15 protein-coding genes are annotated in these 18349 nt (G+C 72.7%); 14 read left to right on the top strand and 1 reads right to left on the bottom strand.

Annotated features, from left to right (window positions below; translation table 11 throughout):
* The first annotated feature begins 28 nt into the window (after positions 1 to 28).
* The 14 genes from OG472_RS11150 to OG472_RS11085 all read left to right on the top strand — a co-directional run bounded on the left by OG472_RS11150 (position 29) and on the right by OG472_RS11085 (position 15541).
* On the top strand, positions 29 to 769 hold the full coding sequence (locus tag OG472_RS11150; RefSeq protein WP_383574328.1) for a type 1 glutamine amidotransferase domain-containing protein: 741 nt from the start codon (positions 29 to 31) through the stop codon (positions 767 to 769).
* A gap of 32 nt (positions 770 to 801) precedes the next feature.
* A complete protein-coding gene (locus OG472_RS11145) occupies positions 802 to 2295 on the top strand; it encodes an aldehyde dehydrogenase family protein (protein WP_405829271.1) in 1494 nt (497 codons plus the stop codon).
* 27 nt (positions 2296 to 2322) lie between these two features.
* Positions 2323 to 2937, top strand: a complete 615-nt coding sequence (locus tag OG472_RS11140; RefSeq protein ID WP_405829269.1) for an NADPH-dependent F420 reductase — start codon at positions 2323 to 2325, stop codon at positions 2935 to 2937.
* Positions 2934 to 3464: a (2Fe-2S)-binding protein gene (locus OG472_RS11135; RefSeq protein ID WP_405834840.1), complete on the top strand. Its 531-nt coding sequence runs from the start codon at positions 2934 to 2936 to the stop codon at positions 3462 to 3464. The genes OG472_RS11140 and OG472_RS11135 overlap by 4 nt, the downstream gene beginning before the upstream one ends.
* Before the next feature lie 5 nt (positions 3465 to 3469).
* The gene (locus OG472_RS11130; RefSeq protein ID WP_405941370.1) at positions 3470 to 5875 is read left to right on the top strand and encodes a xanthine dehydrogenase family protein molybdopterin-binding subunit; all 2406 of its coding nucleotides are present in this window, start codon (positions 3470 to 3472) and stop codon (positions 5873 to 5875) included.
* On the top strand, positions 5872 to 6702 hold the full coding sequence (locus OG472_RS11125) for an FAD binding domain-containing protein (protein WP_405941369.1): 831 nt from the start codon (positions 5872 to 5874) through the stop codon (positions 6700 to 6702). Before OG472_RS11130 ends, OG472_RS11125 begins: the two co-directional genes overlap by 4 nt.
* Positions 6703 to 6756: 54 nt before the next feature.
* On the top strand, positions 6757 to 8013 hold the full coding sequence (locus tag OG472_RS11120) for an MFS transporter (protein ID WP_405941368.1): 1257 nt from the start codon (positions 6757 to 6759) through the stop codon (positions 8011 to 8013).
* Positions 8010 to 9521, top strand: coding sequence for an ATP-binding protein (locus tag OG472_RS11115; RefSeq protein WP_401609484.1), 1512 nt, complete (start codon positions 8010 to 8012; stop codon positions 9519 to 9521). The genes OG472_RS11120 and OG472_RS11115 overlap by 4 nt, the downstream gene beginning before the upstream one ends.
* A 12-nt stretch (positions 9522 to 9533) precedes the next feature.
* Positions 9534 to 9875: a nuclear transport factor 2 family protein gene (locus OG472_RS11110; RefSeq protein WP_030656331.1), complete on the top strand. Its 342-nt coding sequence runs from the start codon at positions 9534 to 9536 to the stop codon at positions 9873 to 9875.
* Positions 9876 to 9991: 116 nt separating this feature from the next.
* Positions 9992 to 10639, top strand: coding sequence for a TMEM175 family protein (locus tag OG472_RS11105; RefSeq protein WP_401609487.1), 648 nt, complete (start codon positions 9992 to 9994; stop codon positions 10637 to 10639).
* A gap of 72 nt (positions 10640 to 10711) precedes the next feature.
* On the top strand, positions 10712 to 12028 hold the full coding sequence (locus OG472_RS11100) for an IS701 family transposase (protein ID WP_405829263.1): 1317 nt from the start codon (positions 10712 to 10714) through the stop codon (positions 12026 to 12028).
* Positions 12028 to 13188, top strand: a complete 1161-nt coding sequence (locus OG472_RS11095) for an XdhC family protein (protein WP_405941367.1) — start codon at positions 12028 to 12030, stop codon at positions 13186 to 13188. The genes OG472_RS11100 and OG472_RS11095 overlap by 1 nt, the downstream gene beginning before the upstream one ends.
* A 136-nt stretch (positions 13189 to 13324) precedes the next feature.
* Positions 13325 to 14767, top strand: a complete 1443-nt coding sequence (locus OG472_RS11090) for a GuaB1 family IMP dehydrogenase-related protein (RefSeq protein ID WP_401609495.1) — start codon at positions 13325 to 13327, stop codon at positions 14765 to 14767.
* A 240-nt stretch (positions 14768 to 15007) separates the two neighbouring features.
* On the top strand, positions 15008 to 15541 hold the full coding sequence (locus tag OG472_RS11085; RefSeq protein ID WP_401609498.1) for a sigma-70 family RNA polymerase sigma factor: 534 nt from the start codon (positions 15008 to 15010) through the stop codon (positions 15539 to 15541).
* On the opposite strand, the gene OG472_RS11080 is transcribed toward OG472_RS11085, so the two are convergent.
* On the bottom strand, positions 15505 to 18300 hold the full coding sequence (locus OG472_RS11080) for a LuxR C-terminal-related transcriptional regulator (protein WP_405941366.1): 2796 nt from the start codon (positions 18298 to 18300) through the stop codon (positions 15505 to 15507). The genes OG472_RS11085 and OG472_RS11080 overlap by 37 nt on opposite strands.
* Positions 18301 to 18349: the final 49 nt, after the last annotated feature.

The following is an 18349-nucleotide window of genomic DNA, read 5'->3' as shown; positions in this document are numbered from 1 at the left end:
GCAGCGAATCCAGAACAAGGAGAGAATCATGAAGATTCTCGTCGTCATGACGGCCAAGGCCACACTGCACCTGCTGGACGGCGAACAGCATCCCTCGGGATTCTGGGCCGAGGAATTCGTCGTCCCCTATCAGCTCTTCAAGGCCGCCGGCCACGCCGTTGACGTGGCGACGATCGGCGGCCAGGCACCCACCGTCGACCAGACGAGCATCGATCCCCAGTTCCTCCAGTGGGTCCGCCCCCAGGGTTCGCCGGACGAGGACGCGGCCAACGCCGCCGAGTACGTCCGGGTCATCGGGGACACCCCCCAGCTGAGAGCTCCGCTCGCGCTGGAGGACCTCACCGAGAAGGACATCGCCGACTACGACGGCGTGTACGTCAGCGGCGGCCACGGAGCCATCGGCGACCTGCCCAAGTCCGACGAGCTCGCGCAGATCCTGCGCTGGGTCATCGCCCAGGACAAGCCGCTCGCCACCGTCTGCCACGGCCACACCTCGCTCCTCGCGCTGCGCGACGGCGAAGGCCGCTGGCCGTTCGAGGGCTACCGGATGACGGCCTTCTCGCACAGCGAGGAACTGGTCACCAACATGGCCGGCCGGCTCCCGCTGATCCTGGAGGTCGAGCTCACCCGGCTCGGCGCCCGCTACGAGAAGGCCGAAGCGATCTGGGACTCGCACGTGGTCGTGGACCGCAAGCTGACGACCGGCCAGAACCCCTACTCCTCCAAGGCCCTCGCCGAGACCTTCTTACGGCAGCTCGCGAAGGGCTAGTACCGCCCCGCACCCGACACCGGAAGGCAGCCATGACCAAGCGTGAGCTGAGCGGCCAGCCCCTCGCGAACCCCGGGAAACTGTTCATCGGCGGCACATGGGTCCCGGCCCGCGACGGCCGCACGGAACCGGACATCAGCCCCGTGGACGGGCAGGAGATCGTGCCGGTGGCCCAGGCCACCGCCGCCGACGCGGACGCGGCCGTCGCCGCAGCCCGCAAGGCGTACGAGGAAGGCCCGTGGAGCAGACTGTCCGCCCAGGAACGCGCGCTGCGGCTGAACCGGGTCGGCGAGCTCATCGAACGCGACCTGGAGGAGATCGCCCTGCTGGAAACCGTGGACATGGGCAAGCCGTTCGCCTTCTCCAGCACGGTCGACGCCCCCATGGCCGCTCAGCTCATGCACTACTACGCCGGCGCCGTGACCCGCGTCGACGGCTCCTCGCGGGCCCCGGCCGGCGGACAGCTCGCCTACACCCTGCGCGAACCGCTGGGCGTGGTCTGTGCCATCACCCCGTTCAACTTCCCGCTGCTGCTGTCGATGACGAAGATCGCGCCGGCCCTCGCGGCGGGCAACACGGTGGTCCACAAGCCCTCCCCGGCCACCCCGCTCACCGCCCTGAAGATCGCCGAGCTCTTCCAGGAGGCGGAGATCCCGGACGGCGTACTGAACGTGATCACCGGTCCCGGCGTGGAACTGGGGGAGACCCTCACCGACCACCCGGACATCGACAAGATCGCCTTCACCGGCTCCACCTCGGTCGGCCAGTCCATCATCCGCAAGGCGGCCGGCACCCTGAAGAAGGTGACGATGGAGCTCGGCGGCAAGTCCGCCAACATCGTCTTCGCCGACGCCGACCTCGACGCCGCCGAGGAACTCGCCTTCTTCGGCATCTACTACAACAAGGGCGAGATCTGCACCGCCGGCTCCCGGCTGCTCCTGCACCGGCCCATCCACGACGAGATGGTCGAACGCCTCGTCCGCCGGGCCGCCGCCCTCAAGCCCGGCGACCCGCGCGACCCGGCCACCCTCTTCGGGCCGCTGGCCCACCGCGGCCAGTTCGACAAGGTCAGCTCCTACATCGAGGTGGGCGAGAAGGAAGGCGCCGTCCTGCGCACCGGCGGCACCGGCTGGACCCCCGAGGGCGCCTCCGGCGAACTCTCGGCCGGCCTGTACTTCCTGCCGACCGTCTTCACCGGCGTCGACAACGGGATGCGGATCGCCCAGGAGGAGATCTTCGGCCCGGTCCTGTCGATCATCCCCTTCGACACCGAGGAGGACGCCGTACGCATCGCCAACGACAGCGCGTACGGCCTCGCCGCCGGCGTCCACACCAAGGACCTCAGGCGCGCCCACCGGGTCGCCTCGCAGATCAAGGCCGGCACGGTCTGGGTCAACTGCTACAACCAGTACGACCCCTCCGTGCCCTACGGCGGCTACAAGGCCTCCGGCTACGGCCGCGAGTGCGGCCCCGAGTCGCTGGAGAGCTACACCCAGACCAAGTCGGTCTGGATCGGCATGGACTGAGGTCCCCTCCCTCCCGAAGGAGCGGCAATGCGCACAGGCATCATCGGCACCGGGCGGATCGGCTCGACCCTGGCCAGGATCCTGGTGGCGGCGGGCCACCAGGTCGTCCTCGCCAACGCCCGGGGCCCGCAGACCCTCGGCCCGCTCGTGGCCGAGCTGGGACGGGCGGCCTCGGCGGCGCACCCCGCCGAGGCCGCTGCCCAGGCCGAACTCCTGGTGCTGATGGTGCCCTTCGACGGCGTCCGGGGGCTGCTCCCGCCGCGCGTCGTGCAGGACAAGGTGCTGGTGGACGCCACCAACGCGTTCGGCGGCCCCGGCACCCCCGCCGACCTCGGTGGGCGCGGCTCCAGCGACCTGGTCGCCGAGTGGTACCCCGATGCCCAGGTCGTGAAATCCCTGAACACCATGCATTTCGAAACCCTTGCCGTCGCCGGCACTGCATCCGGGGAGCGCCTGGCGCATTACACGGCGGGCGACGACGCGAAAGCGAAGGAAATCGTCGCGGGAATCATCACGGATCTGGGATTCGCGCCCGTAGACACCGGCCCGTTGCACTCCGGAGGAATTCTCCAGCAGCCCGGCGGGCCCCTCTTCAACCGGCCGCTCACGGAAGCGCAGGCGCTGGCATGGATATCACACTGAATGTGAACGGAAGACCGGAGCAGTTCTCGGCACAGCCGAACGAACTGCTCGTGGAACGGCTCCGCGACGGCCTCGGACTCACCGGCACCAAGGTCGGCTGCGACACCGGCCAGTGCGGCTCCTGCGTCGTCCGGCTCGACGGCAGGTCCGTCAAGAGCTGCCTGGTCCTCACCGCCTCGGCCGCCGGCAGCGAGGTGGCCACCATCGAGGGCGTCACCACCCCCGGCGGCGAACTGACCGGACTCCAGGAGGCACTGCGCCAGGAGCACGGCACCCAGTGCGGCTTCTGCACCCCCGGCATGGTCATGGCGCTCGGCGAACTCGTCGACACCACCGCCGGCGGCGAGGCACCCACCGAGCCCGAGATCCGCGAGTGGCTCACCGGGAACCTGTGCCGCTGCACCGGCTACCACAGCGTCGTGCGGGGCGTGCAGCGCGCCTGCGCCGCCGCCCGGGCCGAGGAGCCCGCGGCCCTCGCCGAGTCCGTCGCCGTCGCCGCGTCCACCGCTGCCGGACAGGAGGTGTGAGGGACATGACCGCAGTGACGGGGGACGCCCCTGCCGTGGGAGGCGGAGTGCTCGGGCAGCCGCTGGACAGCCGCGAGGACCCGCAGCTGCTGCGCGGCGAGGCGACGTACGTGGCGGACATCGACCTGCCGGGCACCGCCCACATGGCCATCCTGGGCAGCCCGGTCGCCCACGCGAAGATCCTCTCCATCGAGACCAAGGCCGCGGAGCAGCTGCCCGGCGTGCTGAAGGTGGCCACGGCCGCCGACTTCACCGACGTGATGCCGCTGCCCTGCATCTGGATACCCGGCGGGGTCGAGAGCCACTTCCCGCCCCACCCCTACGGACTTCCCGGCGCCCGCCCGGTCCTCACCGGCGACACCGTGCGGCACGTCGGCGACCCGATCGCCGTGGTCGTAGCCGAGACCCCGCGCCAGGCCACCGCGGCGCTCGCCGCCATCGCCGTCGAGTACGAGCCGCTGCCCGTGGTCACCCGGGCCGACGAGGCGCTCGCCGAGGGCGCGCCCCAGCTGCACGAGGCGGTCCCGGGCAACCTGAACGCGTACTGGACCTGCGGCGACAAGGACCGCACCGACGCGGCCATCGCCGAGGCCGAGGTCACCGTCGAGCTCGACCTGGTCAACCAGCGCACCATCAACAGCCCCATCGAGCCCCGCGGCGCGGTCGGCGACTTCAACGCCGCCACCGGCGAATACACGCTCTACGCCTCCACCCAGGGCCCGCACAACCACCGCTTCCTGCTCTCCGCACTGGTCCTCGGCATCCCCTTCAACAAACTCCGGGTGATCGCCCCGACGGTCGGCGGCAGCTTCGGCACCAAGGGGTACCTGTACCCCGACATGGCCCTGGTCCTGCTGCTCTCCAAGGCGCTCGGCCGGCCCGTGAAGTGGGTGGACACCCGCACCGGACTGATGAACTCCACCGTCCAGGGCCGCGACCACCGCCAGCACGTCACCCTCGCCGGCACCCGCGACGGCCGCATCACCGCCGTGCGCGCGACCAGCTACGCCAACCTCGGCGCCTACCCCTCCACCATCGGCCCCGGTGTCGCCACCGCCCTGATGGGCCGCTCCATCAGCGGCATGTACGACATCGGCGCGGCCTTCTGCGAGGTCTACGCCGCCTTCACCAACACCGTCTCGCTCGGCGCCCAGCGCGGCAGCGGGCGCGCCGAGGCCGCCTTCCTCATGGAGCGCCTGGTAGACCGGTACGCCTCCGAGATCGGCATGGACCCGGCGGCCGTCCGGCGCAAGAACCTGGTGCCGAAGGAGAAGTTCCCGTACGACAACGGTCTGGGCTGGACCTACGACTCCGGGAACTACGAGCTGAACTTCGACCGGGCGATCGAACTGTCGGGCTACGCCGACATGCCCGCCCGCAAGGCCGAGGCCCGCACCCGCGGCAAGCGCCTGGGCGTCGGCCTCGCCACCTACGTCGCGATCTGCGGCGTCGGCCCCTCCACCCGGATGTCCCAGGAGGGCATGCTCGGCGGCACCTGGGAGAGCGCGAACATCCGCGTCCACCCGACCGGAGAGGTCACCGTCACGGTGGGCTCCGCCTCCACCGGCCAGAGCCACGGCACCGTCTTCGCGATGGTCGCCGCCGACGAGCTCGGCATCGACCCGGACACGATCCAGGTCCTCGAAGGCGACACCCAGAAGGCCCCGTACGGGCAGGGCACCTACGGCTCGCGCTCCTACAGCATGGCCGCGCCCGCCGTCGCCCTCACCGCCCGGAAGATCAAGAGCAAGCTGGTGAAGGCCGGCGCGGTGTTCCTGGGCGTCCCCGAGGAGAAGGTCGTCTACGAGGGCGGCAAGGTATACGAAGAGGGCAACCCGGAGAACGCCAAGACCTTCGCCGAGCTGGCCATGTCCATGTGGTACGGCTGGGGGCTGCCCCCGGAGATCGAGCCGGCCCTCGACGAGACCACCCACTTCGACCCGCCGGACTTCAACTACCCCTTCGGGACACACGTCGCGGTCGTCGAGATCGACGAACTGACCGGCGAGACCGAGGTGGTGGCCTACACGGCCGTCGACGACGCAGGGAACATCGGCAACCCGAAGATCGTCCACGGGCAGATCGAGGGCAGCATCGTGCACGGCCTCGGCCAGGCCCTCATGGAGGCCGCCGAGTACGACGAGAACGGGCTGCTCGTCAGCTGCGACCTCAACCACTACGCCCTGCCGCGCGCCGCCGACGTGCCGTTCTTCGCGCTCGACAAGACCGTCACGCCCAGCCCGCACAACCCGCTCGGCGCCAAGGGCGCCGGCGAGATCGCCACCGTCCCGCCCGCGGCGGCCGTCGTCAACGCCGTCGTCGACGCCCTCTCCGACCTGGGCGTCCGGCACATCGACATGCCACTCACCCCCGAGAAGGTCTGGCGCCGCCTGAGAGGGGAAACGCAGTGATCCTCACCGAATTCGACTACGTCCGGCCGGCCGGCCTCGACGAGGCGCTGGCCCTGCTCACCGGGGTGCGCGGCGCCCGGATCCTGGCCGGCGGCCAGAGCCTGCTGCCCGACCTGCGCACGGGAGCCGAGCACGCCCGCCTGCTGGTCGACATCCGGCGGCTGGAGGAACTGCGGGGCGTCCGGCGCGACCCCGGCGGCGGGCGGCTGCGGATCGGGGCGCTCACCACGCTCGCCGAGCTCGCCACGGACCCGCTGGTGCTCGCCGAGGCCCCCGAACTGGCCGCCGCGGCCCGCTCCAACGGCGACCCGCAGGTCCGCAACCTCGGCACGGTCGGCGGCAACCTCGCCGCAGCCGGGCGGGCCACCGACCTGCCGGTCGCCGCGATCGCCGCGGACGCCGTGGTCGAAACGGCCGGCCCCGACGGGCGGTCGGCCCTGCCCGCCGAGGAGTTCGCGGCCGGCAGCGCACCTGCCGACGCCGTGCTCACCGCCCTGCTGGTACCCGCCGCCGGCCGGGCCGCCGCCTTCGAGAAGACCGCCGACCGGGCCACCCGCTACCCGGTGTGCGCCACCGCCGTACGGATCACTCCCGACGGGCCGCGCATCGCCGTCACCGGGGCCACCTCCCGCGCGCTGCGGCTGCGCGGGGTCGAAGACCGGCTGCGCGGGGGGCCGTACAGCACCGACGCCGTGCTCGCGGCCTTCCGCGCCGAACCCCGGGAGCTCTTCGTCCCCGGGCGCGGCACCTCGGCCGAGTACCTCGGCCACCTCGCGGGGGTACTGACGGCCCGAGCCTTGCAGAGGGCCGAGCAGGCACTCGCCTGATCGCCCATCCAGGGGCCCGGCAAGGGCCCCGTCACGGGGGAGTTGAGTGAAGCAGTGGCCGAACCATCGAAGACGACCACGGGGATCACCGTGCACCCGGCCGCACCCGCGGCCGGTGCGCCCAGAGGCTCCGGCTTCTGGGTGGTGGGAGCGGTCCTCGTCCTGCTGATGCTCTCCTCCTCCGTGCCCTCCGCCCTCTACGTGCTCTACCAGCAGGAGTGGGGCCTGTCCTCCGGCGTGATCACGGTGGTCTTCGCCCTGTACGCCGTCACCGTGCTCGCCGGGCTCCTGCTGTTCGGGTCCCTCTCCGACACCCTGGGCCGGCGCCCGGTGCTGGGCGCCGGACTGGTCCTGGCGATCGTCTCGATGACCCTGTTCGCCGCGGCCGACGGGCTCGGGCTGCTCCTCGCCGCCCGCGCCGTCCAGGGCCTGGCCGTGGGCCTCGCCACCGGGGCGATGGGCGCGGCCCTGCTGGAACTCAGCCCCGCCTCGAGGCCCGCGCTCGGCGCCCAGGTCAACAGCGCGGGTCCGACCGTGGGCATCGGGCTCGGCGGGATCGGGGCCGGACTGCTCGTCCAGTACGCGCCCGCACCGACCGTCCTGAGCTACCTGCTGCTGGTCGCGGCCTTCGCCGTGACCCTGGTGGGCGTGGTCAGGATGCGGGAGAGCGCGCCCGGCGCCGGGGGCCGCTTCCGCGTGGTCCCGCACCGGATCCGCGTACCGGAGGGGGCCCGCGGCCGGTTCGCCGTCCTCGTGCTCACCATCGTCGCCGTCTGGTCGGTGGGCGGCTTCTACCTCTCGCTCGGCCCGCACCTGGCGCTCTCGCTGCTGGAGTCCACCAACTACCTCGTCGGCGGCGCCACGGTCGCCCTGCTCGCGGGCGCCGCCACCGTCGCCCAGCTGATGCTCGGCGCCACCGCGGCGCTGCGCACCGCCGTGCTCGGGCTGTTCGGCCTGCTCGCCGGGCTCGGCCTGGTGCTGCTCGCGCTGGGCCTCGGCTCGGCCGCGGTGTTCCTGGCGGCCACCGCGGTCCTCGGCAGCGGCTGGGGCGCCGCCTTCCTCGGCTCCTTCCGGGCGCTGAGCACGCTCGCCGAACCGGCGCACCGCGGTGAACTGACCGCCGCCGTATACGTCTTCGCGTACCTCGCGATGAGCGTGCCGGCGGTCCTCGCCGGGATGCTCACCAACATCCACGGGCTGCACCGCACCTCCGTCGGCTTCATGGCCGCCGTCGCCGGGGTGTGCGCGCTGGCCCTGCTGGCCACGCTGCGGCTGGCCGCCCGCACCAGGGCAGAGGAGGGCACGGTATGAACCCGGCAGAACTGCGGTCCGCCCTGCGCTCGCTGGAGATCTTCGAGGGGCTGACCGAGGACCAGCTGGACTGGCTCGTCTCGGTGTCCGAACCCCGGGTCCTCTCCGACGGGGAGGTGCTCTTCCGGGACGGTGAGGAGGCCGCCGGCTTCCACGTCCTGCTCTCGGGCGGGCTGGTCGTCACCAAGGTCGTCGACGGCCGGGAGGAGGTGCTCACCCGCCACTCCACGGAGGAAGAGAGCGCTTCCGCCGAGGAGCACGACGGCAAACCGTCCGCCGCCCACCGGTTCACCGGCGAACTGCCCCTGCTGACCGACGGCTCGTACGTGGCCACCGCGGCCGCGAGCGGGCCGTCGACCACCGTCGTGGCGTACCCGAAGCCGGTGTTCTTCGAAATGCTGACCCGCTGCCACGGAGTGGCCGCCGTACTGATCCCCGTACTGGCCTGGCGCATCAAGTCCTCCGAGGTACAGGCCCGCAAACGAGCCACCGTGGAGGCCCTCGGCACCCTCGCGGCCGGGCTCGCGCACGAGCTGAACAACCCGGCGGCCGCCGTGGCCCGGGCCGCCCAGGAGCTGGCGCCGGCCCTGGATCGGCTCACCCGGACCGCCCAGGCCTGGGGCGCGGCCGCCACCGGCGCGGAGCGGGCCGTCTTCGACCGGCTCGCCGAGGAACTGGACAAGCTGCCGCCGCCGGCGACCACCGACCCGTTCGCCCAGGCCGACGCCGAGGAGGAGATCGCCGACTGGGCCGAGGAGGCGGGCACCGAACGGCCCGGCCTGCTCGGTTCCGGGATCTCGGACCTCGGACTGGAACTGGGCTGGCTGCTGGAGCGGCTGGAGGGGGTCGGCGAGCCGGCCCTCGCCTGCGCCCTGGACCACCTGGCGGCGCTGCTGGAGATCCGCTCGCTCGCCGCGGAGCTCCGGGCGGCGGGGCCGAGGATCTCCCAACTCGTCTCCGCCACCCGGGATTACGCCAATCTCGACCGGGCACCCGAACAGCGCTTCTCGGTGACCGAGGGACTGGAGAACACGCTGGTCGTGCTGCGTGCCAAGCTCACCGGCATCAGCATCGTGCGTGAGTACGAGCCGGGCCTGCCCGAACTGACGGGCTACCCGAGCGAGTTGAACCAGGTGTGGACCAACCTGGTCGACAACGCCGCCGAGGCCATGGAGGGCGCGGGCGTACTGACCCTGCGCGCCCGGGCCGAGGGCGTCTGCATGGTCGTGGAGATCTCCGACACCGGCCGCGGCATCCCCGGGGAATCCCTGCCGCGGATCTTCGAACCCTTCTACACCACCAAGGACGTGGGCAAGGGAACGGGCCTGGGGCTGCACCTCAGCTACCGCATCGTGACCCAGCGCCACCACGGCTCGATCACCGCGCGCTCGCGCCCCGGCGAGACCCGGATGGTGGTCCGGCTGCCCTTCGCCGGCAGCGCCCAGTCCTGCGTCTCACCTGCCACAACGCCCGATACGGCACCCGTCGAGGGCACCCCACCCAGTTGAAACGGAGTCGACATGGCCAAGTACGACATCTCCAAGCTGCACCCGGTGTTCGTCCGCCAGATGGAAGCGCTGGCCGCCCTGGACATCGAGGCGGTGATGAAGAACTACACCGACGACGCCGTGCTGCTGCGCTTCGAGGGGGTCTCGGTGGGCATCGAAGCCGTTCGCGAGACGTTCACCGGCTATCTCACGGTGAAGCCCACCCTCGTCGAACTCCAGGAGTACATCGAGACCGAGGACACCATCTTCTACCGGGCGATCATGAACCTGAACGGCGAACCGGAGCACGCGTTCGGGACACTTGTCGTCCGCGATGGCCGAATCTGGCGGCAGACTGCCGGGTTCGGCGGCTGACGGCCGAAATCTGGGTAGCGTGTGCGGGGAGGGCGGGAGAACGCCCTCCCCGTATGTGTGGCATACCGTGCGTTTGCAGACTGCGCATATATGCGAGCGGTGGCAAAGGGGAGGCAATGGAAAACGAAACCGGGCGGATCGAGGCATTCAGTGACGGAGTATTCGCCGTCATCATCACCATCCTTGTTCTGGAATTGAAGGTTCCGGAAGAAACGGGATCAGAGTTCTGGCACGGCGTCCGGGAACAGTGGCCCCATTACGCCGCCTACGTCGTGAGTTTCCTCATCATCGGTGTGATGTGGGTGAACCACCACACCATCTTCAGTCACCTGAAGAGGGTCGACCGCCCGTTGCTGTTCCTGAATCTCCTGGTGCTGATGGTGGTATCGGTGGTCCCCTACACCACCAACGTCCTCGCCGAACACCTCATGGAGGAAGGCGGCTCCGCCAACGCGGCCGCGGTCCTCTACAGCGGCGTCACCGTGGCCTACGCCACGGCGTTCCTGGCCTTCTGGTGGTACGTCACCCGGGTCGGCCACCTCTTCCACGAGCAGGTGGACCGGGAGGGCGCACGAGCCACACGGGTGCGCTTCGGTCTCGGTGCCATCGCCTACCCCCTCACCGTCGCGCTGGCCTTCTACTCCGCAACACTCACGCTTGTCGCACATTTCCTGATCGCGATCTACTATGCGGCGAACCAGATCCCCATCCCCCTCGTGGTAGAGGAAGAGCGGCTCGAAACTGCCAGCGACCTCAGGAAGTAGCCGCCGGGGCCTACGGCCGTTCTGCGCGGTCAAGTAGGGTATTGGATCTAGCTGGTCGCGGGGGAGGCCCAGATGGCTCGCGTAGTCCTGCCGGAGGATTCCACGAAGGAAATCTCCGAATTGATCGACGTCCTGATCTCTCTGCTCTTCGAGTCCTTACCCCGGCGGGACCAGCGAAACTGGGCCCGCGTTTATCTGAACGGGTTGGTGCGGACCACCGGGAAGAAAACAATCCGTAACATCGCCGGAACAGGGGCCAGTTCCGTCGAGCAGAGCCTCCAGCAGTTCATCAGCAAGTCCCCCTGGGACTGGACCCCGGTCCGCCGCTCCCTCGCCCAGCACCTCGAACGCACCGCCCAGCGCCCCCTGGCCTGGGTGCTCCAGCCCATGGTCATAGAGAAGGCCGGCGACCGCTCGGTCGGCGTCGGCCGGCAGTTCGTCCCCCAGCTCGGCCGCACCGCCAACTGTCAGCAGGCCAGCGGGATCTGGCTCGCCTCCAGTGAGGCCAGCTTCCCGGTCGAATGGACCCTCACCCTCCCCGGGCCCTGGACCAGCGAACTCCTGCGCCGCCGACGGGCCGGCATCCCCGACACCGCCCGCTCCCTCACCCCCGCCCAGGACGCCGTACACGCCGTCCAGCGGATGGCCGCGACCTGGCAACTCCAGCGCCGGCCCGTGGTGATGGAGGTCGCCAACGGCGATCTGCCGCAGAGCATCGAGTCCTTCACGCTGCAGGACATCCCCTTCGTCTTCAAGGTCGACGGCTCCCTGCCCGTCTCCTTCGGCGGCGCCGGCCGCCACAAACCCGGACCGCACACCGCTCCCGCCCGCGAACTCATCGACTCCCTCCGGTCCCAGCGCCGCGTCGTCGAATGGACCCGGCACGGCCGGGCCGAAGGCGCGGTGACCCTGCTGACCTCGGCCTCGATCCTCGCCACCCCCTGCGAGGACCGGCCCGTCCCCGCGCCGCCCACCCCGCTGCTGCTGCTCGGAGCCTGGACCGAAGCCGCCCTGCTGCCCTCCGAGTTCTGGATCACCAACATCGGCGACCGGCCCCTCGCCCAGCTCTTCCTGCTCGCCAAACTCATTGACAGGGTCTCCCTGGACTTCGCCGAGACCTGCGAACCGGTGGGCATCCGCGACTTCGAGGGCCGCTCCTTCCGCGGCTGGCACCACCACGCCACCCTCGCGAGCGTGGCCCACGCCGCCACACTGCTCGGCACCCGGCCGCATCTGCCCGACGGATACCCCGGACCCGCCCGCGCCGCCGTCACCCGGCCGGCCGCCACGGCGGCCCGGACCGCCGCAGCCCGGCCGGCGGCCCCGGCCGCGCTGCCGCCGCGCCCGTACCTCCCCGGCCAGGCCCCGCGCCGCGAGTACATCCGCTGATGCTCGACATAGCCGACGAGCTACGCGCGTGGTGCGCCGCCCAACGGGAGTTCGCACTGGCCACCGTCGTGGCCGTCAGCGGCAGCGCCCCGCGCGGCCCCGGTGCCTCCCTCGCCGTCGACGCCCGGGGCACCGCGCTCGGCTCCATCTCCGGGGGCTGCGTGGAATCCGCCGTGCACGAGCTGTGCCTCGACGCGATCGCCTCCGGCCAGGGCGGCCTGCACCGCTTCGGCTACAGCGACGACGACGCCTTCGCCGTGGGCCTGACCTGCGGGGGAGTCCTGGACGTACTGGTCACCCCGGTGCGCGGACTCGACCCGGTCCGGCCCGTGCTCGGCTCCGTGCTCGACGCCGCCGCCGGCGGCACCCGCGCCGCGCTCGCCCGTGTCGTCTCCGGCCCGCCCCGCCAGCTCGGCCGGGCGCTCGCCGTCCACGCCGACGGCTCCTACGAGGGCGGGCTCGCCGGCGGCCCCGCCCTGGACCGGGCCGCCGCCGGGCAGGTACGGGCCCTGCTGCTGGCCGGGCGCACCGGCACCGCCGAGCTCGGCACCGCCGGCGGACTCTGCGGGGAGCCCCTCACCCTGCTCGTCGAATCAACCGCCGAGCCGCCCCGCCTCCTCGTCTACGGGGCCATCGACTTCGCCGCGGCCCTCGCGCGGATCGGCGCCTTCCTCGGCCACCGGGTCACCGTGTGCGACGCCCGGCCCGTCTTCGCGACCCCCGAGCGCTTCCCCGACGCCGACGAGGTCGTCGTCGACTGGCCGCACCGGCACCTGGCCGCGCAATGGGAGGCGGGCCGCCTGGACTCCCGTACCGCCGTGTGCGTCCTCACCCACGACGCCAAATTCGACGTACCGCTGCTGGAACTGGCCCTGCGGCTGCCCGTGGGCTACGTCGGAGCCATGGGATCGCGGCGCACCCACGCCGAACGCGAGAGACGGCTGCGGGAGGAAGGGGTGACGGACTCCGCGCTCGCCCGGCTGCGCTCACCCATCGGGCTGGACCTCGGCGGCGCAACCCCCGAGGAGACCGCCCTGGCCATCGCCGCCGAGTTCACGGCGGTCCGGCACGGAGGAACGGTTCTCCCGCTGGCCCGGCGCCGCGGCCCGGTGCACCGGAGGGAAGGGCCGGCCCGGCCGGCCGTGACCAAGGTCCCGTAGGAAACAACCATGCGGCCCGGTATGTCCTGGACGATCGGCCCGGACTGTGTAAACGCCAGGCCGTGGGAGAATGAAGTACGTGCGTTTCCTCGGCTGACCCGTCGAGGTACCTCCGATCGACTGGGATGTTCAGCACGTGCGTTTCCTCAATGACTCGAAGCCGCCGTACGACCTGACGTACGACGATGTGTTCATGGTTCCGAGCCGCTCCGCGGTCGGTTCCCGCCAGGGCGTCGACCTCTCCTCGCCCGACGGCACCGGCACCACCATTCCGCTGGTCGTGGCCAACATGACCGCCATCGCGGGCCGCCGGATGGCCGAGACCGTCGCCCGCCGCGGCGGCATCGTCGTCATCCCGCAGGACATCCCGATCGAGATCGTCACCGACGTCATCTCCTGGGTGAAGACCCGCCACCACGTGCTCGACACCCCGATCACGCTGGCGCCCACCCAGACGGTCGCCGACGCGCTGTCCCTGCTGCCCAAGCGCGCCCACGGCGCCGGAGTCGTCGTCGACGGCGAGGGCCGCCCGGTCGGCGTCGTCACCGAGCACGACCTGAGCGGCGTCGACCGCTTCACCCAGCTCTCCGAGGTCATGTCGAAGGAGCTGCTGCTCCTCGACGCCGACATCGACCCCCGCGAGGCCTTCAACAAGCTCGACGCCGGCCACCGCAAGCTGGCCCCCGCCGTCGACAAGGACGGCAAGCTCGTCGGCATCCTCACCCGCAAGGGCGCCCTGCGCGCGACCCTCTACACCCCGGCGACCGACGCCAACGGCAAGCTGCGCATCGCGGCCGCCGTCGGCATCAACGGCGACTTCGTGGCCAAGGCCAAGCAGCTGCTCGACGCGGGCGTGGACACGCTCGTCATCGACACGGCCCACGGCCACCAGGAATCGATGATCAACGCGATCAAGGCCGTCCGCGCGCTCGACCCGCAGGTCCCGATCGTGGCCGGCAACATCGTCGCCGCCGAGGGCGTCAAGGACCTCATCGACGCCGGCGCGGACATCATCAAGGTCGGTGTGGGCCCCGGCGCCATGTGCACCACCCGCATGATGACCGGCGTGGGCCGCCCGCAGTTCTCCGCAGTCCTGGAGTGCGCGGCCGAGGCAAAGAAGCACGGCAAGCACGTGTGGGCCGACGGCGGCGTCCGTCACCCGCGCGACGTGGCGATGGCGCTGGCCGCCGGCGCGTCCAACGTCATGATCGGCTCCTGGTTCGCCGGTACCTACGAGTCCCCGGGCGACCTCCAGCAGTCGGCCGACGGCCGCCTCTACAAGGAGTCCTTCGGCATGGCCTCGGCGCGCGCGGTGCAGAACCGCACGAGCGAGGAGTCGGCCTACGACCGCGCCCGCAAGGGCCTGTTCGAGGAGGGCATCTCCACCTCGCGCATGTTCCTCGACCCGTCGCGTCCGGGCGTCGAGGACCTGATCGACTCGATCATCGCCGGTGTCCGCTCCTCGTGCACGTACGCCGGTGCGGGCTCGCTGGCGGAGTTCGAGGAGAAGGCGGTCGTCGGCATCCAGTCCGCGGCGGGCTACGCCGAGGGCAAGCCGCTCCACGCCAGCTGGAGCTAGCTCTTTCCCCGTGGCCCCGGCCCCGCCCCTCCCTGGGCGGCGCCGGGGCCACGGCCGTTCCCGGGGCTGGAAGGGCGGGTCGGGGACCGCTCCGCGCAGCGGCCGTCCGAACCGGTCGCGGTGACCGTTCGGCGTGGCGGGAGACCGTTCGGCGCAGGCGGGCACCGGATACGCCAAGCGGCGGATAACTCCTGGGCGCCGTTCGGTCACGCTGAGGTCCCGACCAGGAAGGGGCACCCCGTGGCCAGAACCGACCCGCACGCCCTCGCCCGGCTGCACGGCGAGCACGGCAAGGCGCTCTACGGCTTCCTCCTCGGCCTGACCCTCGGCGACCGGCACCGCGCCGAGGACCTCCTGCAGGAGACCCTCTTCCGGGCCTGGCAGCACCCGGAGGCGCTGGAGAGCGGCCACGCCTCCATGCGGCCCTGGCTCTACACCGTCGCCCGGCGCCTGGCCATCGACGCCCGCCGCGCCCGCCTGGTGCGGCCCACCGAGGTCGGCCCGGAGGCCCTCGCGCACTCCCCGGCCGCCGACGACCGCACCGAGCAGGCCGTCGCCGCCCTCGACGTCCGCCGGGCCCTGCGATTACTGAGCCCCGAGCACCGCGCCGTGCTCGTGCAGATCTACTACCGAGGGGCCTCCGTCTGCGAGGCCGCCGAAGCGCTCGGGGTGCCCGCGGGCACCGTGAAGTCCCGTACGCACTACGCCCTGCGGGCCCTGCGCGCCGCCATGCCCGGCTACGGGCCCGGCGGACCCGGCCGCGTCGCCGCCTGAGCGGCCACCGCCGCCCGCGAGCGGACCTGCAGCTTGGCCAGGATGTGCGACACGTGCGTCTGCACGGTCCTGGGCGAGAGGAACAGCGCGCTCGCGATCTCCGGGTTCGAGCGGCCCTGCGCCACCAGCAGCGCCACCTTCAGCTCGGCCGGGGTCAGCGCCTCCCAGCCGTTCGCCGGCCTGCGCCGCGCCGATCTGCTGCCCCTGCGCACACCCAGGCTGCGCAGCCGGGCATCGGCCCGGGCGATGTCCCACCGGGCGCCCAGGCCCTCGTACGCGGCCGCCGCGCGCGTCAGCGCCGACCTGGCCCCGGAGAGATCGCCGTGCCAGGCCCGCGCCACCGCAAGGTCCTCCAGGGTGTGGCCCAGCACCAGCGGCCACCCTCCGCGCTCGGCCCGCGCCACCGCCTGCGCCAGCAGTTCGGGATCCTGCGCGAACAGGCCCTGGCAGCGCAGCAGGGCCAGCGCCGGCCCCGGGTACTCGGCCAGCGTCCGCGCCGCCCGCCCGCAGCACTCCACCGCCCTCCGGGCCGTGGCCGCCTCCCCGCACTCCAGGGCCAGCCGGACGATCTCCGACAGCACCCAGGGGCGGTCGTACGCCACCGCCTCCTCGACCCCCTCCTCCAGCGCGGGCGCCAGCGCCTCCAGCGCGTCGGCCGGCCGGCCGTCCCGCTCCGCCGACAGCGCCCGGGCCAGCAGCACGTGGGAGGCGTAGCGGCGGGCCGCGGGCGAGGCGAAGGCAGCGGCCGGCAGGGCTTCGAGCTCGGCCCCCGCGGCCTCCCGCTCGTCGCGGTGGCCCAGGACCAGCGCCCGCAGCCCGTGCACCACCACCGGCAGCCAGCCGTCCGAGACGGGCAGCGCGCACGCCCGGGCCACCCCGGCGAGGGCCTCGTCCCAGTCGCCGAGCCGGTAGTGGAACTCGGCGAGCCGCGCCTCGGTCACCACCAGCCGTCCCGTCGAACGGGTCGCCGCCGCCAGCTCCCGGGCCTCCCGCAGCGCCGCCACCACCGTCGCCGGCTCGTCGAACCGCATGTGGCCCTCCGCCTGGTTCGCCAGCAGCAGCAACCGCATGTCATTGGCCTCGGGGCTGCGCCGCGCACAGGCGATCCCCTCCGCGACATGGCGCAGCGAGTCCCGGCCGCGGCCCAGGTGGAACAGCGCGTAGGAGGCGGCGTGGTGGGCCTCCGCCCCGCACAGCGGATCGCGCAGCCGGCGCGCCCGTTCCACCACCGGCCCGGCCAGCGCGTACGCCTCGGTGGCGCGGTGCAGATCGGCCATGGCCAGTACCCGGCAGGCCTCCAGGCGCAACCGCAGGGCGGCGGACGGGAACTCCTCCGCCAGCGCCCGCTCGGTGACCGCCAGGGACCGGGCCATGTCCCCCTGGATCATCAGCGCGGAGACCAGTTTGAAGTCCACCCCGGCCCGCCGGTCGGGGTCCGTAGTCCGGCCGCGCAGCGTGTCGAGGAGGTCCACCGACTCGGGGCGGCGCAGCATCAGCGCCGCGTCCGCCAGCCGTTCCTCCAGCGCGTCGCGGGTCTCCGGCTCCCGCAGGCCGCCCTGCGCGATGGCTCGCTCCAGCAGCTCGGCCGCCGCGCCCGGCGCCCCGGCGATCAGCGCCGGCGCCGAGTCCGCCAGCCAGCGCACCGCCCACGGGGCCAGCCGGCCGCCGCGCACCAGCTGTTCGGCGGTCCGGTCCGGGTCCAGCCCCGCCTCGGCGAAGGCCCGCGCCGCGTCCTGGTGCAGGGCGGCGCGCAGGGCCTCGGGGGTCCCGGCGTACATCGCCAGGCGCAGCGCCGGGTGGCGGAAGCGCAGGGAGCCGCCGGTGTCCGCCAGCAGCCCGGCCGCCATCGGCTCCTCCAGCTCCGCGAGCAGCTCGCGGGCCGGCGCGCCCCGTACGAGGGCCAGCTCGCGCGCGGTGAAGGCCGGGCCGAGCAGCGCCGCGTGCCGCAGGGTGGTGCGCGCGGGTTCGGAGAGCCGGTCCGGCTCCCGGGTCAGCGAGGCGGGCGGCGGCGGCAACTCCTCTTCCGGGACCAGGAGTTCCACGCAGTCCCCGTCGACACGGACGAGCCCGGACCAGTGGGCGAGCAGCTCCCTCAGCAGCCGCGGATTGCCGCCCGCCTGCTCCGCCGCCTCCCGCAGCCGGGGCCCCGGCCCGGCCCCCAGCAGGTCCCGGACCAGCCCGGCCGTCTCCGCCGCGGACAGCGGCTCCAGCCGGAGCGTGCGCCCGCCCGGGGTCGCGCACAGCTCCTCCACCTCGGGGCGCCGGGGCAGCGGACGCCGGGTCGCCGCCAGCAGCAGCGGCAGCCGGCCCGTCACCGCCCGGTCGGCCAGGTGCCGCCACAGCAGCAGGCTGGCCGCGTCCGCCCGGTGCGCGTCGTCCAGCACCAGCAGCAGCGGCCGCTGTGCGCACCACTCCTCGACCGCGGCCGTCAGCAGGTCCATGGCGGCCAGCAGTGCGCCGCCGGGCCGCGCCGCCTCCTCGGCCTCCCGCAGCAGGGCGACGGCCGCGGCCCGGTCCGGGCCGCGGGGGTGCAGGCAGTCCAGTGCGGCGCGCAGCGGCAGTTCCACGCCGGGGTCGTCCGCCGCCGCGTACCGCACGCGGCAGCCGAGGGACGCCGCCCGTGTCAGGGCGTCCCGTACGAAGTCGGTCCGGCCCGCGCCGGCCTCGCCCTCCACGACCAGGAAGGCCCCTGTTCCCTCGGCGCCCCCGCGCACCCATTGCCGCAACTCGTCACGAAGCTGCTCTCGCCCGACCCGCACGTCGGCGATCCCTTCCGCAGTCACTGCCGGGGGTGCCCCCACCGGTCGC

Source organism: Streptomyces sp. NBC_00207 (assembly GCF_045160965.1).
Classification (GTDB): Bacteria; Actinomycetota; Actinomycetes; order Streptomycetales; family Streptomycetaceae; genus Streptomyces.
This window is presented reverse-complemented; position numbering and strand designations above follow the sequence as displayed.